At 71.4% G+C, this 3,395-nt stretch carries 2 protein-coding genes; one reads left to right on the top strand and one right to left on the bottom strand.

From position 1 onward, the window contains the following. A partial coding sequence (locus MJ783_RS01745; RefSeq protein ID WP_239308128.1) for an effector-associated domain EAD1-containing protein occupies positions 1-603 on the bottom strand: 603 nt, incomplete at its 3' end. Between the two features lie 226 nt (positions 604-829). Here MJ783_RS01745 and MJ783_RS01740 point away from each other — a divergent pair. Continuing rightward, complete coding sequence (locus tag MJ783_RS01740) at positions 830-3,316, top strand: Tex family protein (protein WP_370651404.1); 2,487 nt, start codon at positions 830-832, stop codon at positions 3,314-3,316. The last annotated feature ends 79 nt before the right edge of the window (positions 3,317-3,395 follow it).

The following is a 3,395-nucleotide window of genomic DNA, read 5'->3' as shown; positions in this document are numbered from 1 at the left end:
CCGGGCCGCCGCCGCGAGAACGCGCCGCCGGCCGTCGATCAGGACTCCGGCGGCAAGCAGGACGTCGACCTCGGTCCAGAACTCCCGCGAGGTCAGTGCTACGGACCAGACCGGTTGCCGGTCGGCGGGCAGGCCGGCGGCGGCGAGGATTTGCCGGGCGGCGTGCGCCTGGTGGAAGACGCTTGCCAGCTCGGACACCTCCGCGCCGGTGAACCTCTCCGGACGGGGCTGGGGCGGTGCCGGCTGTCGGGCGGCGGCCGGCTCGCCGACGGCGTCCGCATCGCCCCCCGACAGCCGGCGCAGCACCCCCGCGGCCGGACTGTCCGGCTCGAGCTGGCTGACCTCCGCCGCGAGTGCCGCGATACCCGCCGGTTGCCGGGCGCAGGCGTCGACAAGCCCGATGAACCACTGCCGGCTGGTCCCGTAGTCGGCTACCTGCAGCCGGCGCCCCAGCCTGCGTTCCACGAGGTAGGCGAGCAGCAGCCGGCTCCGCTCAGGCGCCAGGTTGAGCACGGAGTCGAGAGCGTCGACCGCCTGTTCCGCGAGATCGGGGGGGAACGGCGGACCGCAACCGTCATCCGCCAGCCCGTCCACATACGTCACCTGATACCCCATCCAGCGCGGCCGTAGCGCGGAATGGGAATCGGCCGCGTCAGGCGGTACGCGACGGCCAGCCCGACCTCGCGGGGCTCAGCGAGCGGATCCCGCTACCACATCCCGGCTGATACCACTCTATTCAATGCGCACCGGGCCGGCGATCGGTACGGGAACAGCGGGCACGGGAAACTGACACACGAACCCAGCCGATGATCAGGCAAGCTGGTCACGAATGCTTCGGACCCCAGCGCGAAGGTGGATCAGGATTGTGACGACGTCGGTTCATCGCAGGATCGCCGAGGAGCTCGGCGTGCGTGAGGGTCAGGTGACCGCGGCCGTGGACCTGCTCGATGGCGGGGCCACCGTGCCGTTCATCGCCCGCTACCGCAAGGAAGCAACCGGGACACTCGACGACACGCAGCTGCGCACCCTTGAGGAGCGGTTGCGTTACCTGCGTGAGCTGGAGGAACGGCGCACTGCGATCCTCGAGTCGATCCGCTCGCAGGGCAAGTTGGACGATGCCCTCGAGACACAGATCATGGCTGCCGACTCGAAGGCGCGGCTGGAGGACATCTACCTGCCTTACAAGCCCAAACGCCGTACCAAGGCACAGATCGCCCGGGAGGCGGGCCTCGAACCGCTGGCCGAGGCGCTGCTGGGTGATCCGGCGCTCGACCCGCAGGCGGCCGCGGCCGCCTTCGTCGACGCCGAGCGTGGGGTCGACGATGCCGCCGCCGCGCTGGACGGCGCCCGCGCGATCCTGGTCGAACGGTTCACCGAGGACGCCGACCTGATCGGGACGCTGCGCGAGCGGATGTGGGCGCGCGGCCGGCTCACCTCCCGGGTGCGCGACGGCAAGCAGGACGCCGGTGCCAAGTTCGCCGACTACTTCGACTTCGCCGAGCCTTTCACCACGCTGCCCTCGCACCGGATCCTCGCGCTGTTCCGCGGTGAGAAGGAGGAGATCCTCGATCTCACCCTGGAACCGGACGGGGAGGCTGCCGAGGAGGCCGCGCCGCGGGAGGCCCCGGCGCCGAGCGACTACGAGCTGGCGATCGCCGACCGCTTCGCCGTCGCCGACCTGGGCCGTCCGGCCGACCGCTGGCTGGTGGACACGGTCCGTTGGGCCTGGCGCACGCGCATCCTCGTCCATCTCGACATCGATCTGCGGATGCGCCTGTGGCAGGCGGCCGAGGACACCGCGGTGGGAGTGTTCGCCGTCAACCTGCGTGACCTCCTGCTCGCGGCGCCCGCCGGCGCCCAGGTGACCATGGGGCTCGACCCGGGCCTGCGGACCGGCGTGAAGGTCGCGGTGGTCGACGCGACCGGCCAGGTGGTCGCCACCGAGACGATCTACCCACACGAGCCGCGGCGGCGCTGGGACGAGTCGATCGCCGTGCTCGCCCGCCTCGCCGCCCAGCACGGCGTCAAGCTGATCGCGATCGGCAATGGCACCGCGTCCCGGGAGACCGACAAGCTCGCCAGCGAGCTGGCCAGGCTGCATCCCGAACTGGCGCTCACCCCGGTCATCGTGTCGGAGGCCGGGGCCTCGGTCTACTCGGCCTCGGCCTACGCCTCCCGCGAGCTGCCCGAGCTGGACGTCTCGCTGCGTGGCGCGGTGTCGATCGCGCGCCGCCTGCAGGATCCGCTGGCGGAACTCGTCAAGATCGATCCAAAATCAATCGGGGTCGGCCAGTACCAGCACGACCTGTCCGAGATCAAACTATCCCGCTCGCTCGACGCGGTCGTCGAGGACGCGGTGAACGCCGTCGGGGTCGACGTCAACACCGCCTCGGCCCCGCTGCTGACACGCGTGTCCGGGATCGGCGACAGCCTCGCGGAGAACATCGTGCGCCACCGTGACGCCAACGGCCCGTTCCGCTCACGCCGGGCGCTCACCGAGGTCCCTCGGCTCGGCCCGAAAGCGTTCGAGCAGTGCGCCGGCTTCCTGCGCATCCGGGACGGGGACGACCCCCTTGACGCCTCCAGCGTGCACCCGGAGGCCTATCCGGTGGTGCGCCGCATCCTGGCGTCGACCGGCAGCGAGATCACGACGCTGATCGGCAGCACCGCCGCGCTGCGTGCGCTGCGGCCCGCGGACTTCGTCGACGAGACCTTCGGCCTGCCGACCGTCACCGACATCGTGGCGGAACTGGAGAAGCCAGGCCGCGACCCGCGCCCGGCGTTTCGGACCGCCACCTTCGCCGAGGGCGTCGACACTCTTGCCGACCTCACCCCGGGCATGGTGCTGGAGGGTGTGGTCACCAACGTCGCGGCATTCGGCGCCTTCATCGACGTCGGTGTGCACCAGGACGGCCTCGTGCACGTCTCGGCGATGTCGAGGACCTTTGTCGCCGACCCTCGCGACGTGGTGAAGCCCGGTGACATCGTGCGGGTGAAGGTGCTCGACGTCGACATCCCCCGCAAACGCATCTCGCTGACCCTGCGTCTCGACGACGATGCCAGCCGCGGCGGCTCACCCCGTGGCAACCCGTCTCGCGGCGAGCAGCCACGAAAGACCGCACAGCCGCGGGGAACACAGCCGCGGGGAACAGCGCAGCCCCGCGCCGCGCAGCCCCGCCCCCGCCGTGGGGAGCCGAGCGCGCCCACTGGCGCCCTCGCCGACGCGCTGCGCCGGGCCGGCCTCGTCGACGAGTTCGGCAACAGCGTCGCCAACAAGGTCACCGCCCCGAAGCGCACCAACCGCCGCGGCGGCTGATCTCTGGCAGCGCTCCTGGACCGCGGCCTTCCCGGCCGAAGAGTGCGCGACCGCTGGTCCTGTCGCGCGCTCAGAGCGT

This window comes from Protofrankia sp. Cj3 (assembly GCF_917627355.1).
GTDB lineage: Bacteria > Actinomycetota > Actinomycetes > Frankiales > Frankiaceae > Protofrankia.
Note: the sequence above shows the minus strand (reverse complement) of the source record. Positions and strands in the feature narration are given on the sequence as shown.

Excerpts from the sequence above, each read along its gene's own strand:
- MJ783_RS01740 (WP_370651404.1), top strand. The coding sequence starts at position 830 with ATGCTTCGGACCCCAGCGCGAAGGTGGATCAGGATTGTGACGACGTCG.